At 65.0% G+C, this 20,879-nt stretch carries 20 protein-coding genes; 16 read left to right on the top strand and 4 right to left on the bottom strand.

Annotated elements, in window-relative coordinates:
• The first annotated feature begins 2 nt into the window (after positions 1-2).
• Genes WCY17_RS00900 through WCY17_RS00880 form a run of 5 tightly spaced genes read left to right on the top strand, consistent with a single transcriptional unit; the run spans position 3 to position 5,209 of the window.
• On the top strand, positions 3-1,409 hold the full coding sequence (locus tag WCY17_RS00900) for a type II and III secretion system protein family protein (protein WP_372700276.1): 1,407 nt from the start codon (positions 3-5) through the stop codon (positions 1,407-1,409).
• A 1-nt stretch (position 1,410) separates the two neighbouring features.
• Positions 1,411-3,114, top strand: coding sequence for an ATPase, T2SS/T4P/T4SS family (locus WCY17_RS00895; RefSeq protein WP_372700275.1), 1,704 nt, complete (start codon positions 1,411-1,413; stop codon positions 3,112-3,114).
• A 1-nt stretch (position 3,115) separates the two neighbouring features.
• Positions 3,116-3,961: a type II secretion system F family protein gene (locus WCY17_RS00890; RefSeq protein WP_372700274.1), complete on the top strand. Its 846-nt coding sequence runs from the start codon at positions 3,116-3,118 to the stop codon at positions 3,959-3,961.
• A gap of 7 nt (positions 3,962-3,968) precedes the next feature.
• On the top strand, positions 3,969-4,829 hold the full coding sequence (locus WCY17_RS00885; protein WP_372700273.1) for a type II secretion system F family protein: 861 nt from the start codon (positions 3,969-3,971) through the stop codon (positions 4,827-4,829).
• On the top strand, positions 4,826-5,209 hold the full coding sequence (locus tag WCY17_RS00880) for a hypothetical protein (RefSeq protein ID WP_372700272.1): 384 nt from the start codon (positions 4,826-4,828) through the stop codon (positions 5,207-5,209). Before WCY17_RS00885 ends, WCY17_RS00880 begins: the two co-directional genes overlap by 4 nt.
• On the opposite strand, the gene WCY17_RS00875 is transcribed toward WCY17_RS00880, so the two are convergent.
• Together WCY17_RS00875 and WCY17_RS00870 are read right to left on the bottom strand one after the other, a co-directional pair.
• Entirely contained in the window at positions 5,179-5,973 is a 795-nt protein-coding gene (locus tag WCY17_RS00875) for a BPSS1780 family membrane protein (protein ID WP_372700271.1), read from the bottom strand. The genes WCY17_RS00880 and WCY17_RS00875 overlap by 31 nt on opposite strands.
• The gene (locus WCY17_RS00870; protein ID WP_372700270.1) at positions 5,970-6,944 is read right to left on the bottom strand and encodes a homoserine kinase; all 975 of its coding nucleotides are present in this window, start codon (positions 6,942-6,944) and stop codon (positions 5,970-5,972) included. Before WCY17_RS00870 ends, WCY17_RS00875 begins: the two co-directional genes overlap by 4 nt.
• A gap of 232 nt (positions 6,945-7,176) precedes the next feature.
• Here WCY17_RS00870 and dusA point away from each other — a divergent pair, with 232 nt between their 5' ends.
• Entirely contained in the window at positions 7,177-8,166 is a 990-nt protein-coding gene (gene dusA, locus WCY17_RS00865; protein ID WP_372700269.1) for a tRNA dihydrouridine(20/20a) synthase DusA, read from the top strand.
• Here the strand turns inward: dusA and WCY17_RS00860 are convergent.
• Both WCY17_RS00860 and WCY17_RS00855 read right to left on the bottom strand, forming a co-directional pair.
• Entirely contained in the window at positions 8,106-8,579 is a 474-nt protein-coding gene (locus tag WCY17_RS00860) for a CBS domain-containing protein (RefSeq protein WP_372700268.1), read from the bottom strand. The two genes, dusA and WCY17_RS00860, sit on opposite strands and share 61 nt — an antisense overlap.
• Before the next feature lie 39 nt (positions 8,580-8,618).
• Positions 8,619-9,878, bottom strand: coding sequence for a YihY family inner membrane protein (locus tag WCY17_RS00855; protein ID WP_372700267.1), 1,260 nt, complete (start codon positions 9,876-9,878; stop codon positions 8,619-8,621).
• A 44-nt stretch (positions 9,879-9,922) separates the two neighbouring features.
• Here WCY17_RS00855 and WCY17_RS00850 point away from each other — a divergent pair, with 44 nt between their 5' ends.
• The 10 genes from WCY17_RS00850 (at position 9,923) to WCY17_RS00805 (ending at position 20,877) form a co-directional block, all read left to right on the top strand.
• Complete coding sequence (locus WCY17_RS00850) at positions 9,923-10,297, top strand: DUF2069 domain-containing protein (protein WP_372700266.1); 375 nt, start codon at positions 9,923-9,925, stop codon at positions 10,295-10,297.
• 45 nt (positions 10,298-10,342) lie between these two features.
• Positions 10,343-11,401, top strand: a complete 1,059-nt coding sequence (gene aroC, locus WCY17_RS00845) for a chorismate synthase (RefSeq protein ID WP_372700265.1) — start codon at positions 10,343-10,345, stop codon at positions 11,399-11,401.
• On the top strand, positions 11,398-12,216 hold the full coding sequence (locus tag WCY17_RS00840; RefSeq protein WP_372700264.1) for a M48 family metallopeptidase: 819 nt from the start codon (positions 11,398-11,400) through the stop codon (positions 12,214-12,216). Before aroC ends, WCY17_RS00840 begins: the two co-directional genes overlap by 4 nt.
• 145 nt (positions 12,217-12,361) lie before the next feature.
• Complete coding sequence (gene leuC / locus WCY17_RS00835; RefSeq protein ID WP_372700263.1) at positions 12,362-13,771, top strand: 3-isopropylmalate dehydratase large subunit; 1,410 nt, start codon at positions 12,362-12,364, stop codon at positions 13,769-13,771.
• Between the two features lie 2 nt (positions 13,772-13,773).
• Positions 13,774-14,421, top strand: a complete 648-nt coding sequence (leuD, locus tag WCY17_RS00830; protein ID WP_372700262.1) for a 3-isopropylmalate dehydratase small subunit — start codon at positions 13,774-13,776, stop codon at positions 14,419-14,421.
• Between the two features lie 62 nt (positions 14,422-14,483).
• Positions 14,484-15,560, top strand: a complete 1,077-nt coding sequence (leuB, locus tag WCY17_RS00825; protein ID WP_372700261.1) for a 3-isopropylmalate dehydrogenase — start codon at positions 14,484-14,486, stop codon at positions 15,558-15,560.
• Between the two features lie 52 nt (positions 15,561-15,612).
• Positions 15,613-16,740, top strand: a complete 1,128-nt coding sequence (asd, locus tag WCY17_RS00820) for an aspartate-semialdehyde dehydrogenase (protein ID WP_372700260.1) — start codon at positions 15,613-15,615, stop codon at positions 16,738-16,740.
• Positions 16,741-19,350, top strand: coding sequence for a FimV/HubP family polar landmark protein (locus WCY17_RS00815; protein WP_372700259.1), 2,610 nt, complete (start codon positions 16,741-16,743; stop codon positions 19,348-19,350).
• 7 nt (positions 19,351-19,357) lie between these two features.
• Positions 19,358-20,164: a tRNA pseudouridine(38-40) synthase TruA gene (truA, locus tag WCY17_RS00810; RefSeq protein WP_372700258.1), complete on the top strand. Its 807-nt coding sequence runs from the start codon at positions 19,358-19,360 to the stop codon at positions 20,162-20,164.
• A 107-nt stretch (positions 20,165-20,271) separates the two neighbouring features.
• Complete coding sequence (locus WCY17_RS00805; RefSeq protein ID WP_372700257.1) at positions 20,272-20,877, top strand: TRAP transporter small permease subunit; 606 nt, start codon at positions 20,272-20,274, stop codon at positions 20,875-20,877.
• The last annotated feature ends 2 nt before the right edge of the window (positions 20,878-20,879 follow it).

Genomic DNA, 20,879 nt, shown 5'->3' with positions numbered 1-20,879 from the left:
CCATGACTATCCACCTCTGCGCCCGTCTCTGTCTTGCCTGTTTCGTGAGCCTGCTGCTCCTGGCCCCGGTTGGTGTCAGGGCACGGTCCATGCCTGAAACCGCACTGGCTCTGCAAGTGGGCGAGGTGCGGGTTCTGGGCATACCGGCTGTTGCGCGGGTGGCGGTGGGAGACGGCAAGGTTCTCAAGGCGGTCAGCACCGATGACAAGGAAGTGATTCTGTTCGCACGCAACATGGGGTTCACTACGTTGCATGTCTGGACGGCTGATGGCGGCGTACAGCGCTATGCGATCGAGGTGGCGCCCGAAGGCGCGCGCCAGTTGCAGGATGAATTGCGCAGTCTGGTCGAACGCATCCCGGGGGCCCGGGTTTCGTTGCTGGGTGAAAAACTGGTGGTTGAAGGAGACGAATTGTCCGACGGCGATCGGCAACGGCTGTCCGAACTGGGTCGTCGTTACCCGCAATTGCTGGATTTCACCGGGACCGTCGGCTGGGACCAGATGGTCCTGCTCGATGTGCAGGTGGTCGAAGTGCCCCGGAGCATGCTGCGCGAACTGGGGGTACGCTGGGAACCCCACAGCAGCGGTGGGGCGCACATCGGGCTGGGCCTGGATGGCGGGTCGCGCCGTTTCGCGGATCGCCCGGGCCAGAGCGTCCTGCCGCTGCCTTACCCGGCCACGCCCGCGGCCGGCTATTACGGCATCAACGCGCTGCTCGCGTCGCGCATCGACCTTCTGGCCCAGGATGGCCAGGCGCTGGTGCTGGCACAGCCCCAGTTGCTGGCGCGCAGCGGGGCCACCGCAGAATTTCTGGCCGGTGGCGAGGTCCCCTACAGCACGACAGACGGCAATGGCAATACACAGACCGCTTTCAAACCGTATGGCGTGTCCTTGCGGATCACGCCATCCATCGAGCGCAGTGGTGCCGTGCGCTCGCATATCGAGGTCGAAGTCAGCGCCATCGATGCCTCGCTTTCGGTGCCGGGGGGGCCCTCTCTGAAGACGCGGCGCACCGCGACGGAGTTCAACGTCCGTTCGGGGCAGACGCTGGTGCTGGCAGGGTTCCTGTCGCGCGATCAGTCGCGCAACGTCGACAAATTGCCGGGCCTGGGTGAAATCCCGCTGCTGGGCGCATTTTTTCGCTCCGTTCGCAGCCACTACCAGGAAACCGAACTGGTCATACTGGTCACGCCGCACGTGGTCGCTGCGGATCACCCCGACCTGCACGAGCGCGTGCAACGGGCTGCGAACATCATGCAAAAAGGCTTCGCGCAAGCGCCCACACTGACCAATCCGATCCGCACTTCAACTGGGGCCGAAGCGGCGCCCGATGCGCCACGACGCTGGGATCCGCGGGCACCGGGCCCCGGTTCGCAGTGGCTGGGTGCGGTCACGACCGGGGTCCGTTGAAATGGGCTCGGTGAAACTGCAGCTTTCGTACGAAGATGGCCGCCAGCTGCAGGCCCGGCATGTGCTTCCTGTGTTGATCGGCCGGGATCCAGACTGCCAGCTCGTTCTGCGGGGCTGGCGCGTCGCTCGTCAGCATGCGCGCCTGGTGGATCGCCAGGGCGAAGTCTGGGTGGATGATCTGGGCTCGCTGGCCGGCACATTCGTCAACGGTGCCCGGGTCGCCAGCCATGGCCCCCTTGGCCCGACGGATGAACTTCTGATCGGTCCCTGTCTGATCCAGGTCCTTTCGGCCCATGCCGCTGTGCCCGGGCCGCCTGGGCGCACGCCCCGCCAGCCCGGCCACGAATCCGGCGTACAAGAAGTGGCCGTGCCGATCGATGCGCCCGCACAGGCGGCCGATCCTGCCATGGGAATATGGACTGCAGAAAACAAGGCGATGCGCCAGCGCCTGCACGACGAACTGATTGCGGCGCTGCAATTGCGCCGGCACGACATCAGCACCATGAGCCACGGTGCCCTGCGCGCCGAGGCGACTGCGGTGCTGCGCCGGCTGCTGGCCGCGCAAACCCCAGCCGACGGCGAGCAGGGGCATGAGAGCCTGATCAGGACGCTGGTCGATGAAGCAGTAGGGCTCGGACCCCTCGAGCCCTTGCTTGCGGACCCCGATGTGTCCGAGATCATGGTCAACCGCCACGACGAGATCTTTGTCGAGCGTGCGGGGCGGCTGCAGCGCGCCAGTGCCTGCTTCAGCAGCGAGCAGGCCGTGCTGGGCATCATCGAGCGCATCGTCACCCCGCTGGGCAGGCGGATCGACGACAGCGCCCCCATGGTGGACGCACGGTTGCGGGATGGTTCCAGGGTGAATGCCGTGATTTCCCCGATTGCACTGCGAGGCGCGAGCCTGACGATCCGAAAATTTCCCATGCGACGTCTGACCATGCAGGACTTCCTGGACGCGGGGTCCCTGGATGCGGCCATGGCCCGCTTCCTGAGCCACTGTGTGCAACATCGCAAGAACATCGTCGTGTCCGGGGGGACCGGTTCAGGGAAGACCAGCTTGCTCAACATATTGTCCAATGCAATTCCAGCCGGCGAGCGCATCCTGACCATCGAGGATGCGGCCGAATTGCGCCTGAACCATGGGCATCTGGTCAGTCTGGAAGCCCGGCCACCCAACCTCGAGGGGCGCGGCCGCATCGAGATCCGCGATCTGGTGCGCAACGCGCTGCGCATGCGCCCGGACCGCATCGTGGTGGGTGAATGCCGGGGGGCCGAGGCCTTCGACATGCTGGCGGCCATGAACACCGGGCATGAGGGTTCACTGACCACGCTCCATGCGAACAGCCCGCGCGATGCGCTCAGCCGCCTCGAAACCATGATTCTGATGGCAGGGATGGATCTGCCGCTGGCAGCCATACGCGAACATATAGCCGCCAGCATCGATATCCTGGTCCAGCTCGCGCGCGTCGCCGATGGCCGCCGGCTGGTGAGCGCCATCGTGCAGGTGACCGGGATGGAGGCCGGGCGCATCCAATTGCAGGACATCTACCTGGGCAAGGCCGGGCCGCCGGCGATATTTTCCGGCTGCGGCCTGATGCCACATGGCTTCGAGGATGCTGCAGCGCTCGACCCCGCGCTCTTCACCGGGCGCACCGTGTGTCATTTACCAGCGGGGGATGGTTCACGGCCCCGCTTCGGAGGCTGATGTGGCGTGGTGGGTATGGATATCGGCCTGGGTCTGCCTGGCAATCGGGTTCTGGCTGCTGATCAGTCACACTCAGCGTCGCTGGCAGGCCTACAAGCAACAGCTCGACGAACAGACACGGCATACGCTGAATGCGTCCTTTCTGTTCGTGGATCCGGGCCAGTTGTGGCTGGCCTTCTTCGCCCTGTTGGGTGCGCTTGCCGTGGTGCTGGCCTGGCTGGCAGGACGCTGGTGGGGCATATGGCCGATCTTCCTCGTGCTGGCGCTCATGCCGCGGCTTGTCCTGCAATACCTGGAACGTCGGCGGGCGCAATGTTTCGACGCCCAGCTGCCCGACATGGTTCTGGCCCTTGCCGGGGCCTTGCGCGCTGGATCGGGGCTGCAGCAGGCGCTGCAGCATCTGGCGGAACAGTCGGCGGCGCCCCTGTCCCAGGAACTCGGCCTGGTGATTCGGCAACAGCGGCTTGGCATGAATCTCGAAGCGTCCCTGGCAGCATTGCACCGCCGGATGCCCACCGAATCATGTGCCCTGCTCGTGTCGGCCCTGGGGGTTGCCTTGCGTACCGGCGGCAATCTCGCGGATACGCTCGAGAACATGGCCTTGACCTTGCGTGCACGCCAGCACTGGGCCGGCCGCATACGCGCGCTGACGGCCCAGGGTCGCCTGCAGAGTCATATCATGCTGGGATTGCCGCTCCTGCTGATCCTCGTGCTGGCCCGCCTCGAGCCCGAAGCCATGTCGCTGCTGTGGCGCACCTGGTATGGCTGGCTGGTCCTGTCCGTACTGGCCGTACTGGAACTGGCCGGCCTGTTCTGGATCCGGCGCGTCACGCGCATTGTCATCTGAGGCGCCCATGTTCTGGTCCGGTCTCGTCATGGCGGCCCTCGCACTGGGTCTCGGGCTCTGGCTGCTCGGGCGGCCATGGGCCCGTTCGGGCCCGGCCGCACGGGGCACTGCGCTTCCTTTGTGGTGGCCGTGGGTGCTGGCGCTGGAGCCATGGTGTCGTTCATTGGTGACCTGGAAGATGCGCCTGTACCTGCGTCGGTGGGCGCCCCGCGCCGGGCTCGATGATCGCTGGAACCCGGCGCGCTGGCTCGCCGCCCGGCTGTTGTGCATGCTCGCCGCGGGTGCCTTGGCTACGTTGTCACTGTTCTCGTTGGGTTCGATGTCGGGCGCATGGGCGGTGGCGGGGGGCCTGGCAGCTGCGTCGGCTGGCTATTTCTGGCCCGAGTGGCGCATGCGCAGGCAGGCTGCACAGCGTCGCCTGGCCATGCAACGCGATCTGCCTTTCATGCTCGACCTTCTGAACCTGTGTGTAGAGGCAGGCCAGGGCCTGTCGGTTGCGCTGCGGCAGGTCGCAGGTCAGGCACCCGAAGGGTTGTTGCGGGACAGCCTGTTTGCCGCGGTCAGTCTCGAGCGTACCGGCGTGCACCGTGCCGAATGGCTGCAGCGTTGGGCAGACGACACGGATGTGCCGGGTGTGCGCAATCTGGTGTTTGCCCTGCACCAGGCGGATCGGCTGGGCATGAGCCTTGGGCCCCTGCTGCGGGCGCAAGCCGAACGACAGCGCAGTGAACGCTTTCAGCGGGCTGAGAAACTTGCGCTGGAGGCACCGGTGAAGATGCTCTTCCCCATGGCCCTATGCATTTTTCCCTGCACTTTTGTGGTCATTGCATTTCCGGTGATCGTGAAATTTCTGGGTCTTGGCGCATGACAGGGTACCGCTGGGGTTTGGGTCCGCGTGCCCCGGCGTGCTGGCTTGGCAGCGCAGCGCCCCTCGAACTCGTGCAGGCACAGGGCTTCACGGCCCGTTGCCTTGGGCTGGCAGCCTGGTCCACTTGGGGCGAAAGCCCGCGGGGCCTGCTGTTCATGCAATGCAGGGCGATTCATACCTGGGCACTGGCCAGACCCATCGATGCCTTGTTTCTGGGGCCCACAGGCAGCGTGCTGCTCATGTGCACGGCGCTGAAACCCTGGCGCTGGGCAGGCTGCATGCCGGCCCATGCCGTGCTCGAGCTGCCGTGCGGCTATTGCCGGACGCCGGGCTGGCGGATTCGGCTGGCTCAGGCCTGGTCGCGGCTCGAGGCACCTTGACCACCGTTGAAGATGGTCCGGTAGATGGGGTAGAAGCTGCAATACAGCAGCGCCGTGATCAGGATGTCCAGGGGCAGGATGATCCAGGCCAGGGCCGAGCCACTCATGCCCGATGCGGCCAGCAGGCTGATGAATTCATGCAGCCCGAAATAGCCCACCACCCACGTGACGATGTACAGCAGTATCGCCGCCTTGTTGCGCCAGCAGGCGACCATGGAATAGAACAGCGCCCGGCGCAAGGGCAGGGCGTGCCAGCCCACCAGCGCCGGTGCATGCCAGAACAGGGCCGACAGAAACAGGTAGATCACCCCGAACAGCACCAGCGGGGCCCACATGGCCTGCCCCAGCGCCTGCAGATCGGGCGTGTCCTGCAGATCGATGAGTTCGACCAGCGTGTCCATGAACGGCAGCAGCGCAATGAAGGCGGCAATGAAAGAGCAGACCAGCCAGGCCCAGCCCAGCTTCAACAGGCCCCGCAGGACGCCGGGTGATTTCAGCGGCAGGAACCACATGCCCGGAAGAATGCGCCGCCCGTCGGCCAGATGCTTGCCGGCACAGAGCGTCAGGAAGGTGAGGGCGGGTGTCAGTGTCACCAGTATGGCCTGGCCCACGATGGGGAACAGCGCGCCGGCATTGATGAACAGGCTGGTCAGTACGCTCCAGAACAGCATGGCCATGGGTTGGCGCCGGAACAGCTGATAGCCCTGGCGGATCCAGAGCCAGCCCGCGCTGGCGGGCAGGACGGCGGCTTGCAACGGTTTCATGATTGGGGCAGGGCGGGAGCGCGCTGCGCGCTGCGCAGGCGCAGGATACGTTCGAAGTGGCGCGGGTCGTGCGGCTTGAGGGTCTGGGCCGGGCGCGGCAGATGATAATCATGCAGGCGCGATACCCAGAACCGGAGCGCTGCCGCGCGCAGCATCACGGGCCAGACGGCGGCCTCGTCGGGGCTGAATGGCCGGACCGCATGATAGGCCTCGAGCCACGCCTGCGCGCGCGTTCGGATGAACTGTCCGGTTGCGCGCTGGATGCACCAGTCATTCACGCTCACGGCCACATCGAATAACCACGTATCGCAGCCCGCAAAATAAAAATCGATGAAGCCGCCCATGCGGGGTGACTCCCAGGTGCCATCGAACAGCACGTTGTCGCGAAACAGGTCGCAGTGCGCCGGGCCCGCTGGCAGCCTGCTGTAGATGGCACTGGCGGCGAACTGTGTCTGTTCGGCCAGGGCATCGTCCAGCAGCGTCTGCTGTGCCGTACTGAGGAAGGGGCGCAGCACGGGGGCCTTGGCCTGCCACCAGGACAGACCGCGCAGATTGGGCTGGCGAATCGGGAAATCCCGGGCGGCCAGATGGGCCCGCGCCAGTGTGCTGCCCGCCAGCGCACAATGCTGTGATCCCGGTTCTGGCTCGTAGCCGCCGGACAGGCGCGTCACGATCGCTGCAGGCTTGCCGCACACGACACTGATACGCGCACCATCCCGCCGGGTCTGGGGATGCGGGACGGGCACGCCGGCCAGGGCCAGATGGTGCATCAGCTCGATATAGAATGGCAGCTGCTCGGCGGTCAGCACTTCGAACAAGGTCAGTACGAATGCACCGCGGTCGGTGTCCAGAAAATAGTTGGTGTTTTCTATGCCGGCCGTGATGCCCCGCAAGGCGATCAACATGCCCAGATCGTACGCGCGCAACAGTGCGCGGGCATCTTCGTTGCTGACAGGGGTAAAAACGGCCATGGAAGACAGAAGCGGGCCCGGTGCCGCAATGGATTGACAGGGGGCGCACTGACTGGCACGCACAGGGTGCAGGCAAGGCCACGACAGGCGATTTTAGTCCAAATGCCGGGGCAGCACCCGCGTTAGAATGGCAGCCTGTTGAAAACATGACAGGCTGCCCGTGTCCGCCTTTGCCCCAAACGCTCCGTCCGATCCGGTTCACCAGCGCGCCTGGCGCCTCTGTGTGGCCCCCATGATCGATGTCACAGACAGGCACTGCCGCTACTTTCATCGCCAGCTGGCGCCCACGGCACGGCTGTACACCGAAATGATCACCACGGGCGCGTTGCTGCATGGCCAGGCGGCGCGCCATCTGGATTTCGATCCCGCCGAGCATCCAGTGGCCCTGCAACTGGGTGGCAGCGATCCGCGCGAACTGGCGCAGGCTGCAGCCCTTGGGGCGCGCTGGGGCTACGATGAAATCAACCTGAACTGCGGTTGCCCATCGGATCGCGTCCAGCATGGGGCCTTCGGCGCCTGCCTGATGGCCGAGCCCCGCAAGGTGGCCGACTGTTTGCGCGCCATCCAGGACGCCACCAGTCTGCCTGTGACGGTCAAGCATCGCCTGGGGCTGGACCAGGAAGACTCGTATGCGTTTGTACGTGATTTTGTCGGTATCCAGTATGAAGCCGGTTGCCGGGTGTTCATTGTGCACGCCCGCAATGCGATCCTGAAGGGCCTTTCACCCAAGGCGAACCGCGAGATCCCGCCCTTGCGTCCCGAATGGGCCTGCAGTCTGAAGGCTGACTTTCCGGATGCGAGCATCGTCCTGAACGGCGGCCTGACCGAAGCGGCCGACTGCCTGGCCTGGCTCTCGCGCCTGGACGGGGTCATGCTCGGCCGGGCCGCATGGCATCATCCTGACATTCTGTCACAATTGCAGCGCGCGCTGGACCCCCACACACCGGTGCCCGGCCCTGAAGAAACGCTGGACATCATGCTGGCTTACCTGAGCCGCCAACATGCTCGCAAGGTGCCCATGCCGATTCTGGTTCGTGGTCTGCTGGGCTGGCATGCCGGGGTCAAGGGGGCCCGCCAGTGGCGGCGCATTCTGTCTGATCCCGGGGTCCTGAATCGGCTGGGCCCGCTGGCGCTGCGCGAGGCCTGGGAAGCACTGTGCCGTCAGGCCCGGCCCGACGAGGCCGAACGGCCCATGTCTTCGGCCGGCCAGTCGCGTATGTAGGCCTTGAGCATGTCATTTTCGAACTTCTGCGCCTCGACCAGCGCACGGGCCATGTCGTAGAAGGAAATCACGCCCATCAGGGTCGGGCCATCCATGACAGGGATATAGCGTGCGTGCTTGTCGAGCATGAGGCGCTGCACCTCATGGGCATCCGTGTTCGGTGTCACACTGACGGGGGCATCATCCATGATGCTGCGTACGGTGAAATCATCCGTCTGGCCGTGGTGCGCGTCGAGGTGGCGGATGATTTCGCGGAAGGTGAGCATGCCGGCCAGCTGGCCGTGATCCATGATGACCAGCGAACCGATGTCGAACTGGCTCATGGTGGCCAGGGCATTGCGTACCGGCATGTCGGGTGTGCCGGTATACAGTGCATTGCCCTTGACGCGCAGAATTTCGTTGACTTTCAGCATGGCAGGCTCCTGAATGCGTGATCGATGCGTGCTGTCACGCTATTGTGCCTCATTGGGCTGCCGTTCGACAGGCGTACCCGAATACAGGATGTCCAGTACCGGCGCCTGGCCGCGCAAGGTATCCGACAGCGCGCGCAGATGCCAGCTTTCGATGCCGGGCTGTTGCGTATCCAGCAGCAGGCGGTCCACGGCCGGGGTGAGGTCCATGCGCGCCGGGTTGCATGCCATGACCCAGTGATCGGAGTCGGCAACGGGCACCGCATAGCCGGACGCGCGCAAAGCGTTCAGGACTTCGCCCAGATCATCGGGATGCAGTCGCAGCCGGGTCTCGAGCGTGGCCAGATCGACCCCTGGCGGGCTGTCATCGCGCGCCAGCCACAGCGCCTGCATGATGTCCAGTGCCTTGAGGATCCTGGCGCCGCGCTGGTGCTGCAGGCTGCGGCTGCGCAGCCGCAGCGCGGGCAGCAGCGAGGCCACGGTGGCGCCCAGCAGAATCACCAGCCACGACAGATAGATCCACAGCAGAAAAATGGGCAGGATGGCGAATGCGCCGTAGATCACGGTATACGAGGGAAACCGGGTCAGGTACCAGGTGAACGCGCCTTTCATGATGCTCAGAACCACAGCGGCGCCCAGGCCGCCGGCCAGCGCATCACGCCACTGTACACGGCAGTTGGGCACGAACACGTACAGCGCCGTGAACCCCAGCACCGAGACCAGGAAAGGGACCAGTGTAAGCAGCAGGGTGAAAGTGTCGGGCAGGTCGGCGATATAGCCCAGTGATTCCCGTATCACGATGGTGCTGGCCCACAGGCTGGCCCCGACCAGCAGCGGCCCCAGCGAAATGCTGGCCCAGTACACCAGCAGGCGCTGGCGCAGCGGGCGCTGGCGCGTGACCCCCCAGATTTCGTTGAAGGCTTCGTCGATGGTCATGATGAGCAGGATCGACGTGACCACCAGAAAACCGCCACCGACCGCAGTCAGGCCCGACGCCTGCGCTGCGAACTGGTTCAGGTAGGCCATGATCGTGTCCGATACCGATGGCGGCAGCAGGCTTTCCGCGAGAAAGGCCTCGAGCGAATGGTGAAATTCGGCAAACAGCGGGAACGCGGTGAACAGGGCAAGCACCACGGCCAGCAGCGGGACGATTGCGAGGACCGTAGTGAACGTCAGGCTGGATGCCACCTGGGTCAGTTTGCGCCGGGCGGCGAAGTCCAGCGTAAACTTCAGGATGTCCAGGGCCTGGACGCGGCGTTCGGCGGACAGTGCTCGGGCCAGGTGGCGGGATATTTTTGGCATGTACGGGTGCGGGTGGCGTGGAACCTCATGACGATGATAGCAGCATGGCTGTAGATCCACCGGCGTTCTGGCTGGCCACGGCGCGGGTCTGTCTGCTGGCCCTGATCGTCCTGTGCACGGGCTGGGAACTCTGGTGGGCACCGCTGCGGCCAGGCGGTTCGCTGTGGGTGCTCAAGGTGGTGCCGCTGCTGTTCGCGGTCTCCGGCGTGCTCGGGGGCAGGCTCTATACCCTGCAATGGGTGGCCATGCTCAGCCTGCTCTACCTGATGGAAGGCATCGTGCGGGCCTGGTCGGATCTGTCCGTGGTGTCCGGATACCTGGCCTGGCTTGAAATCGCGTGCGCGTTCGGGTTGTACCTTGGCGCCGTCATGGCCGTGCGCCCGGCCAAGCAGGCGGCACGGAGGCGCAGGAAGACCTGAAAACAATGCCATAATGTCCCGGTTGTTTCTGTTCGTGGGTTGAGCATGTCCGGCAATACCTTGGGTACCCTGTTTCGCGTCACCAATTTTGGTGAATCGCATGGCCCGGCCATTGGGGCCGTCATCGATGGCTGCCCGCCGGGCATGGCCCTGTGCGAAGACGACATACAGGTCGAGCTCGACCGGCGCCGGCCGGGCACGTCGCGGCACGTGACCCAACGGCAGGAAGCGGACAAGGTCGAGATTCTGTCGGGTGTTCACGAAGGGGTCACCACCGGCACGCCGATCGGGCTCCTGATCCGCAATATCGACGCGCGCAGTCGAGATTACCACGCCATTGCCGATACCTTTCGCCCAGGCCATGCCGACTACACCTACTGGAAGAAATTCGGCGTGCGCGACCCGCGCGGCGGCGGGCGTTCTTCTGCGCGCCTGACGGCGCCCACCGTGGCGGCGGGCGCCGTGGCCAGGAAGTGGCTGCTCGAGCACCATGGCGTGCTGATCCGGGGTTACATGAGCCAGCTCGGGCCCATCCGGATCCCGTTCGAGTCCTGGAGCTCCGCAGCGCAGAATCCGTTTCATGCGCCCAATGCGGGCCTTGTGCCCGAACTCGAGGCGTTCATGGACCAGCTGCGCCGATCGGGGGATTCCATCGGTGCGCGTATCGAAGTCCACGCCGAAGGCCTGCCGGCGGGCTGGGGCGAACCCATCTACGATCGCCTGGATGCCGATATCGCTCACGCCATGATGGGCCTGAATGCCGTCAAGGGGGTGTCCCTGGGTTCGGGCTTCGACTGCGTCACCATGCGCGGTTCCGAGCAGGGCGACGAGCTCGGGCCCGATGGTTTTCATTCCAATCAGGCCGGTGGTGTGCTGGGCGGCATCTCCACGGGCCAGACCCTGCGCGTTTCCCTGGCGATCAAGCCGACGTCCAGCATCCGCATCGAGCGTCGATCCATCAACCGGAACAATGAACCGGTCATGGTGCAGACGCTGGGGCGCCATGACCCCTGTGTCGGGATCCGGGCCACCCCCATTGCCGAGGCGCTGCTGGCCATTGTGCTGATGGACCATGCGCTGCGCCACCGGGGGCAGTGCGGATGATCACCCGGCGCACCATCTGGCGCCTGGGTGCGTTCCTCGCAATCAGTGGCGCGCTGGCCGCCTGCGCCCAGGTGCAGACCACGCAGTCGGGGCTGGTGGGGGTGCAGCGCCCGCAATACATGGCCAGCCTGGTGTCCCAGGCCGAGCTCGAACAGCAGGCTGGCCAGCAATATGCCCAGTTGCTTGCCCGTGCCAGGGCCCAGGGGGCGCTCGATGCGCCGGCAGCCCAGGCAGCGCGCGTGCAGGGGATTGCAAGGCGATTGATCGCCCAGACAGGCGTTTTTCGGCCCGATGCAGCCCAGTGGAACTGGGAGATCCACCTGCTCCGGTCCCCGGAAGTCAATGCCTGGTGCATGCCCGGAGGCAAAATAGCGGTGTATTCTGGCATGATCGACCGGCTCCAGCCTACAGATGACGAACTGGCGGCCGTGCTGGGGCATGAAATCGCCCATGCCCTGCGTGAGCACGCGCGCGAACAGGTGTCCCAGCAGATGGCCACCGGCATCGGCCTTTCTGTGCTGGCCGCCATCACGGGCAGCCAGGCCACTGCCGATGTGGGTGCCACCCTGGCCGATGTGATGTTCTCCCTGCCGAACAGCCGATCGCACGAAACCGAGGCTGACCTCATGGGGGTCGAACTGGCCGCCCGGGCCGGTTATGATCCGCGGGCTGCCGTATCGCTGTGGCAGAAAATGGGGCAAGTCTCGGCCGGCGGGCCGCCAGAGATCCTGTCGACGCACCCTTCGTCACAAAGCCGCATCCGTGCCCTCGAGCAGGCTGCGCAGCGGGTGATGCCCCTGTACCAGAAGCACTGAGGCTGCATTCGCCTTTTCATGGGCTGGCCGGTGTTCATGGGGCCTGTGTCAGGGGGTGTTTCCCATACCAGTATGAATGCTGGTCTTGTGGGCGCTGACGATCTTGGCATAATGAGCGTTTCACCGACGTTTCGAGTTCATGACCATGTCACAGACACTGTACGACAAGCTCTGGGATGCCCATGTGGTGCATCAGGGGCCCGACGGGACCTGCATTCTGTATATCGACCGGCATCTGGTCCACGAAGTCACCAGTCCGCAGGCTTTCGAAGGCCTGGCGCTGGCCGGACGCAAGCCCTGGCGGGTGGCGGCCAATCTTGCCGTTGCCGATCACAATGTACCGACCACCGATCGCAGCCAGGGCATCCAGGATCCCATCTCCCGCCTGCAGGTCGATACGCTGGATGAAAATTGCGAAACATGGGGCATCACCGAATTCCGCATGGATGACCCCCGCCAGGGCATCGTGCACATCATCGGCCCAGAGCAAGGCGCCACGCTGCCTGGCATGACGGTGGTCTGCGGTGATTCCCACACGAGCACGCACGGGGCGATGGGGGCACTGGCCTTCGGCATCGGCACCTCGGAAGTCGAGCACGTACTGGCCACCCAGACGCTGCTCATGAAAAAAAGCCGCAACATGCTGGTCAAGGTCGAAGGCGACCTGCCATTCGGTTGCACGGCCAAGGATCTGATCCTGTATGTCATTGGTCAGATCGGTACGGCAGGCGGCACGGGGCACGCCATCGAATTTGGCGGCAGCGCCGTGCGCGCCCTGTCCATGGAGGGCCGCATGACCATCTGCAACATGGCCATCGAGGCTGGCGCGCGCTCGGGCATGATCGCGGTCGACCAGACCACGATCGATTACTTCCGCGGGCGGCCGTACGCGCCCGAAGGGGCGCTGTGGGACCAGGCCGTGGCCTATTGGCAGACCCTGCATTCGGATCCGGACGCGCAGTTCGACCGGGTGGTCGAGATCGACGCTTCGCAGATCGAGCCCCAGGTCAGCTGGGGTACGTCTCCCGAAATGGTGACCTCCGTCAAGGGCCGGGTGCCTGATCCCCAGGGGGCCGACAGCCCGGGGCGTCGCAAGGGCATGGAGCGGGCCTTGCAGTACATGGCGCTCGAGCCCGGCACGGCCATGACCGACATCTTCATCGACAAGGTGTTCATTGGTTCATGCACCAACGCGCGCATCGAAGACCTGCGCGCGGCCGCGGCCGTGATCCGCGGGCGTCGCGTGGCCGGCAACGTCAAACTGGCCATGGTGGTACCCGGATCAGGTCTGGTGAAGGCCCAGGCCGAGCAGGAAGGGCTCGATCGCTTGTTTCTGGATGCCGGGTTCGAGTGGCGTGAGCCCGGGTGCTCCATGTGCCTGGCCATGAATGCAGACCGGCTCGAGCCCGGAGAGCGCTGTGCGTCCACGTCGAACCGCAATTTCGAGGGCCGCCAGGGGCAGGGCGGGCGCACCCACCTGGTCAGCCCCGCCATGGCCGCCGCTGCCGCTGTGGCGGGTCATTTTGTCGATGTACGTTCTTTTTCCCAGGAATGACCATGCAAGCCTTCACCCAGCATCAGGGGCTGGTGGCCCCGCTCGACCGCGAGAATGTCGATACCGATCTCATCATCCCGAAGCAGTTTCTCAAATCCATCAAGCGTACCGGCTTCGGCCCGAACCTGTTCGATGAACTGCGTTACCTGGATCACGGCGAGCCGGGCATGGACAACACCACGCGGCCGCTGAACCCGGATTTCGTCCTCAATCAGCCGCGCTACCAGGGGGCCTCCATTCTGTTGTGCCGGCGCAACTTCGGTTGCGGTTCCAGCCGTGAGCACGCGCCGTGGGCCCTGCAGCAGTACGGCTTCCGGGCGCTGGTTGCCCCCTCGTACGCGGATATCTTCTTCAACAACAGCTTCAAGAACGGATTGTTGCCGGTGATTCTGCCCGAAGACGTCGTTGCCGGGCTGTTCAAGGCGGTCGAGGCCACGCCGGGTTTCCAGCTTGCGATCGACCTCGCGGCCCAGCAGGTCACTGCACCAGACGGTTCTGTCTGGTCGTTCGAAGTCGATGCCTACCGCAAGGAATCCCTGCTCAAGGGCCTGGATGAAATCGGCCAGACGCTGCTGCACGCCGACCAGATCCGCGCCTTCGAGGCCGCCCGGCTGGCGCGCCACCCGTGGCTCGACAAGACTGCTCGATGAAAACCGCGCCATGGCTTTCGTTTTGCAATGGTGTGATGTCCGGTACTCATGATGGATGAAACATGACTGTTCGTATTGCTGTATTGCCGGGCGATGGCATCGGGCCCGAAATCACCGCACAGGCCGTGCGGGTGCTCGAGGCCCTGGATCTGGGGCTCGACCTTCAGCAGGCGCCCGTTGGCGGGGCGGCCTATGACGTCGCTGGCCACCCGCTGCCCGATGCCACGCTCGAACTGGCGCGTTCAGCGGATGCCATTCTGTTCGGTGCCGTGGGCGACTGGAAATACGACCAGCTCGACCGCGCCCTGAGACCCGAACAAGCCGTACTGGGCCTGCGCAAGGCACTGGGCCTGTTCGCCAACCTGCGGCCGGCCATTCTGTACGAAGAACTGGCCAATGCGTCTTCGCTCAAGCCCGAGATTGTTTCCGGGCTCGACATCCTCATCGTGCGTGAGCTGACTGGCGACATCTACTTTGGTCAGCCGCGCGGCGTGCGCGTCCTCGAAGAGGGACCTTGGGCGGGCCAGAAGCAGGGCTACGACACCATGCATTATGCGCAAGGGGAAATCCGTCGCATTGCCCATGTCGCCTTCCAGGCGGCCGCCCGGCGCCAGGGCAGGCTGTGCAGCGTCGACAAGTCCAACGTGCTCGAGACGTCCCAGTTGTGGCGCAGCACCGTGATCGAGGTGGCCCGCGAATACCCCCAGGTCGAGCTCAGCCACATGTATGTGGACAACGCCGCCATGCAACTGGTCAAGGCCCCCAAGGCGTTCGATGTGATCGTCACGGGGAACCTCTTCGGCGACATCCTGTCCGACGAGGCAGCCATGCTGACGGGCTCCATTGGCATGTTGCCTTCGGCATCACTGAATGCGAGCCGTCAGGGCCTGTACGAGCCCTGTCACGGGTCGGCCCCCGACATCGCCGGCAAGAACGAGGCCAATCCGCTGGCGATGATCCTGTCAGTGGCCATGATGCTGCGGCATTCGCTCGATCAGTCCGCCGCTGCCCGGCGTATCGAGCAGGCGGTCGGGCAGGTTCTGGCCCAGGGTTTGCGCACGCCAGACCTCCATGAGCCGGGCACGATCCGGGTGTCGACCACCGAAATGGGCGATGCTGTGCTGAAAGCATTAAAATAGAAGGATTCAGTGCGTTCAACGCAGTTTCGCTTTTTGTTTCGGGCAGATTTTCATGGTTCAGGCAGTTGGTTTGGTGGGATGGCGCGGCATGGTGGGTTCCGTGCTCATGCAGCGCATGCGCGAAGAGAATGATTTCTCACTGTTCGAGCCGGTATTCTTTTCAACCAGCAACGCCGGCGGCAGGGCACCGCGCTGGGCCGACGGCACGGGCCCGCTGCAGGATGCGCACGACATCGCCGCCCTGCAGAAGCTGCCCATCATTCTGTCCACCCAGGGTGGCGATTACACCTCGGCGGTCTACCCGGCGCTGCGTTCGGCGGGCTGGGGCGGCATCTGGATCGATGCCGCCAGTACGCTGCGCATGAAAGACGATGCGGTCATCGTGCTCGACCCGGTCAACCGCCCGGTCATCGATGCTGCGATGCAGCGCGGAGTGCGCGACTTCATCGGCGGCAATTGCACGGTCAGCTGCATGTTGATGGGGCTGGCCGGGCTGTTCAAGGCCGACATGGTCGAATGGCTGAGTTCCATGACCTACCAGGCGGCCTCGGGCGGGGGCGCGCGCCACATGCGCGAGCTTCTGGTCCAGTTTGGCTTGCTCAATCAATCCGTGCGCCCGCTGCTCGATGACCCGGCATCCGCCATACTGGAAATCGATCGTGGGGTGCTGCATGCCCAGCAGGCAGGCGACCTGCCGCAGGAACACTTCGGCGTCCCGTTGGGGGGCAGCCTGATTCCCTGGATCGACAAGGATCTGGGCAACGGTGTTTCACGCGAAGAATGGAAGGGCGGTGCCGAAACCAACAAGATTCTCGGACGGGGTTCAGGGGGGGGTGATCCGATCCCCGTCGATGGCCTGTGCGTGCGCATCGGCGCCATGCGCTGCCACAGTCAGGCATTGACCATCAAGCTGCGCGCAGACATTCCGCTCGCTGAAATCGAACGGGCGGTGCGCAGCGGCACCGAATGGGCCCGGCTGATTCCGAATGAAAAAGAGTCCTCCATGCGCGACCTGACACCCGTGGCGGTCACTGGTACTCTAGATATTCCCGTTGGCCGCTTGCGCAAGATGTCCATGGGGCCGCAGTATCTCAGCGCCTTCACCGTAGGTGATCAACTCCTGTGGGGTGCTGCCGAACCACTACGACGCATGTTGCGTATTGCTCTGGGTGAACTCTGAATGAACATCACGGCCCGCCGCCTGTCACGATTTCGTCATCTTTCCACAGGCTGCCTGGCCATTGGCGTGCTGGGCAGCAGCCTTCTGGCGGCCGGGGCAGCGCATGCGGCATCGTTCGGTCACGCGCGGCTGGCGTCCGTTGCGGGCGAACCTTTCCTGGTGCTGATTCCAGTGTCCGACCTCACACAGGCCGATCAGGATACGCTCTCGGCTCGCCCCGCACCGGCTGTCGAATGGCAGGCAGCGGGTCTGACGCCACCTGTGGCACTCGACAGCCTGCAGGTTTCGGTGGTGCCATCGGCTGCCGGAGGCGACAGAAGGGTGCTGCGTGTGTCCTCCGATCGTCCCTTCGTGGCCGATCTGGCCGATCTGCTGCTCGATGTCTCCACGGCCAGTGGCCAGCAGCGCTATCAGGTGTCTCTGGTGTCGCCTGCGCCGGGCAAAGGGGCCTCAGCGGGGCTGGGCGCCGGCTCGCGTGGTGCCTCCACGTCATCCGCGCACGCGCAGCCCCCGGCAGAAGCCATACTCGTCAAGCGCGGCGACAATCTGTTCAAGATCAGCCGCTACCGTGTCCCGCAAGGCGCGTCCATCTATCAGCTCATGATGGCGTTTCAGCGCGTGAACCCGCGCGCCTTCATCCATGACAACGTCAATCTGGTGCGTGCAGGCGCTACGCTGCAGATGCCCGATCTGGCGGAAATTCTGTCCATTTCCGATGCCGAGGCCCGGCGTCAGTTCATGGCCCATGTCGCAGCCTTCAAGCGCTTGCGTGGTTCGATGGCAGATTCGGTGCCCAGCATGGCTGCCATCGACCGTGCGATGGCCAGCCAGGCGCAGGCGGTCGAAGCGCCCGCATCGAATGCACCGGTGCAGCCTCCGGCGTTGTCCGTGCCCGAGACGCAAGACCGCTTGCGCCTGACGGAACCTGCTGCGCCTGCAGCCAGTGCGGATTCCGACCACGCGCTCCGGTCGGGGTCGGCGGCATCCGGGGCTTCGATTGGTCCGGCCGCCCTGGCGGGCGCAGACGCGATCTCGAGGCCGTCGGTCCTGTCGGATACGGGGCCGGTGCCTGATGCAGCGCGCTCGCATGGGGCTGTGGCATCCGGGCAGGGGGGGGCAGGCCAGATGCCTGATTCGTCGGTGGCCGGCGGTGTCCAGGCTGCGGCATCGGGTCATGGTGCCACGAACGAGGCTGCCCCTGCATCGGGTGATTCAGCCAACGGCTCTGCTGGCCCGGGCCCGTCTGCAGCCGATTCCTCATCCGCGGCGGCAGGCATCGATGCCACCAGGGCCGCCGAAGATCCGGACACCGCCACGGCGCGTGAGCATGCGCTCGAAGAGACCAAGTCCCGCATCAGCCAGCTCGAAGACAACATCAAGCATCTGGATCAGGCCCTCAAGGCACAGGGGGAAGCCGCCCGTGCGGCCATTGTGCAGGGCGTCGAGAGCCTGGGCAGTTCTCTGGGGCACCTCGCTGATGTCATGGGCGATTCTTCGGACGAACCCGCACAACAGTCCGCCCCGGCTGGCCCGGCTGGCGTCGGGATGCCCGATGCCACAGGTACGGCGGCGCCAACGGAAGGCACCGGAGCGGCAGGCGCCGCCATGGCGGATGCCGCGGATTCAGGCGCCTCAGGCACCCCAGAGGACGTTGAACGTGTGCAGGGTGCTGCAAGTCCCGAAAGCGTCGCCACGGGTTCAGGCGCCGCAGGCACCCCAGAGGACGTCGGCCGTGCGCAGGGTGTCGCTGGTCCCGAAGGCGTCGCGGCGGATTCAGGTGCTGCAGGTACTCCAGTGGCTGGCGAGCGAGCGCAGGGCGTCGCAGGTCCCGAAGGCGTCGCCGCCGGCTCAGGGCAGCGTACGACGGCGGGCGCTGACGAAGCGGCTGGCAATGCCAGCGAGGCTGGTGTTTTGGCCAGGGAGACCCACCCTGCCGCACGCGCTGCCGAAGAGGTCGATGGCGGTTCCAGGGTGGCCAGTGGCGCTGCCGAAGCGGTCGATGGCGGCGAGGCCAGTGCCTCGGCGGTGGATGCCGGCCCTGCGGACGCCCGGGGGCCGGCGGATGGTAGACTCGCCAGGCCCGATGCGGGCGACGCAAAGACAGGTGATGCCCGCAAGTCGGCAGGCGCCACAGACGCCGCGCGCAGTGCTGGGGCCGCCGTCACGGACGGGTCTGCCCGCTCGGCCGAAGCGGGCCCCGGGCATGCCGCGGCACCCGCCGACGCCACCGCCCCGGCAAGCGTGCCGCAATCGGCAGAACCAGCGGGTGCACCGGGTGCGGCAGGCTCGGCGAGCACGATCGATTCGGTATCCGGCGCGCCAGGCACCCAGGCCGCAGGCTCGGGGGCCGTCATCAAGCTGCCCCAGCCGGCCGAAGGTACGCCGAAAACGGCGGCCGCCACGCCACAGGCCCCTGCATCGGGCCCCGAATCATGGTGGCAACAGCATGTCGTCAAACTCCTGTCCGGGGTGCTCGTCCTGCTGGTCCTGATCTTTGCCTGGGTCTTGCGCAAGGCCAGCAAGGCGCGCGAGGCTGCCGCGCTCGAAGCCAGCCAGGCGCAGTCCATGGTCAGTGAAAAGATCCGGGATATCGACCTCGACCTCAAGTAGGGCGCCCATGGCGCGCATCGCTCTGGGCCTGTCCTATAACGGTCAGGGCTGGCATGGGTGGCAAACCCAGCCAGCCGGCAAGGGGGTGCAGGATGCCGTGGAAGCTGCGTTGCAGCGTTTTCTAGGCGGGGCCCGCTGCGCTACCATCTGTGCGGGGCGCACCGACGCGGGCGTACATGCCCTGCAGCAAGTCATTCACATCGATGTTCAGGCCGAACGCCGCATGGAATCCTGGGTTCGTGGCGTCAATGCCCTGCTGCCCGATGCCGTCGCCGTGCAATGGGCACGCCCGGTAAGCGAGCTGTTTCACGCGCGCTTCGAGGCGCAGAACCGCACCTATCTCTACCTGCTCAACGCAAGCGCCGTACGCTCACCGGTCCTGCGGGGGCGGGTGGGCTGGGTCCATGATGCGCTCGACGGGGCCGCCATGCGCGCAGCGGCCCGATACCTGGTGGGTGAGCATGACTTCAGCGCCTTCCGGGCATCCGAGTGCCAGGCCGCGAGTCCGGTGCGAACGCTGCATGCTCTGACGGTTGAACGCCGTCAGGGGTGGTTCCTGTTCGAGTTCCGTGGCAATGCCTTCCTGCACCACATGGTACGCAACCTGATGGGCGTGCTGCTCATGGTGGGCCGGGGTCGCCGGCCGCCTGAATGGGCCGCAGACTTGCTCGAACAGCGTGACCGCCGGCTTGCGGCACCGACGTTCATGGCCGACGGGCTGTATCTGGCTCATGTCGGTTATCCTGCAAGCCACGGCCTGCCGCTGTTGACGCCCAGACAGGCATTGGCGCACCATCTTGCCTTGTTTTTCTGAGCGTGTTCGGGGGATTACCGAGGTCGGCAGGCTGGTGGTTCGTATAGAATTGAGCGGTTTATTCGAGCAGGGCGCCAAAAGTGCCCGGCTGCTTCGCTGGGAACATCATGAAATTCCTACTCCTGTGGTCTCGCTGGGTGGATGCACTCAATACGCTGGTCGGCCGGGCCGTGACATGGCTGGTGCTGGTGGTGGTGCTGGTCAGTGCCGGAAATGCGATATTCCGCAAATTCCTGAGCCTGAGTTCGAATGCCTGGCTGGAGTTGCAATGGTATCTGTTTGGTGCCATTTTTCTGTTGGCCGCGGGGTATACCTTTTTGCGCAACGAACACGTACGCGTCGATGTCCTCTCTCAGAGGCTGTCCGAAAAAACGCAGGTGGGTATCGAGATCTTCGGCGTGCTGTTCTTTCTGCTGCCGGCGGCCTGTCTCGTATTCTGGCTGTCCATTCCCTATTTCTGGCTGTCCTTCGAACTTCATGAACTCTCCTCGAACACGGCTGGCCTGATCCGCTGGCCCGCGAAACTGCTGATCCCCGTCGGCTTCTTTCTGCTCATTCTCGCGGGCTTGTCACACCTCATCAAATGCATTGGCTTCCTGCGCGGGCGGTGCCCCAATCCCATGAAAGTATCCGACCGCAAGACCGACGAGGAAGCACTGGTCGAGGATCTGCTGGCGCAACAAGGCCAGGCCGCGCACGGCCAGGGGCACTGAAC

Origin of the sequence: Castellaniella sp. (genome assembly GCF_041677825.1) — a bacterium.
Classification (GTDB): domain Bacteria; phylum Pseudomonadota; class Gammaproteobacteria; order Burkholderiales; family Burkholderiaceae_B; genus Castellaniella.
Note: the sequence above shows the minus strand (reverse complement) of the source record. Positions and strands in the feature narration are given on the sequence as shown.